We start from the raw sequence: 512 nt of genomic DNA, 5'->3' as shown, positions 1-512 counted from the left end.
TTTTTATTATTCAATTTAAAAATAAGAGTTTTACCTGGTTTTCCTTTTAAATCATTTTCATATTGCAGCTCAATCCCGCTTTTTCCAACAGCCATATGCTTTGAATTAAGGTCATTTTCTACATACCCAATTACCTGTGAACCAATTTCGTGTTTAGGATAATATCGAATCCATTCATTTTTAATTATTACATTATTGGGTTTGTTTTTGTTTATGAATGCAAGTTCATTTTCAGTTATATCAGAGTATAACGGTATATCATTCATAGTCTGCTTTTTACAAGATTGTTGTAATTGAGATTTTATGTTCTCTGTAGAAATATCATGTTGAAATTCGCTTGAAAATTGATTAAAAAAAGCTAATGTGTTTGATGTATCTTGTTTCGATAGCTTTTCGTCATTAGAAGTGCAATATAGAGACTTAACTTTCTTATTTGTAGCTAGTATTACACCATTTTGATCAAAAATCTTTCCTCTTTCAGCTGAAGAAGTTGCGATAGTAATTGAAATGAA

1 pseudogene is annotated in these 512 nt (G+C 28.7%); it reads right to left on the bottom strand.

From position 1 onward, the window contains the following. A pseudogene (locus CN409_RS31110) lies at positions 1-512 on the bottom strand (penicillin-binding protein 2); the annotation flags it as partial.

It is taken from the genome of Bacillus sp. AFS012607, from assembly GCF_002558005.1.
Taxonomy (GTDB): Bacteria; Bacillota; Bacilli; order Bacillales; family Bacillaceae_G; genus Bacillus_A; species Bacillus_A thuringiensis_S.
Note: the sequence above shows the minus strand (reverse complement) of the source record. Positions and strands in the feature narration are given on the sequence as shown.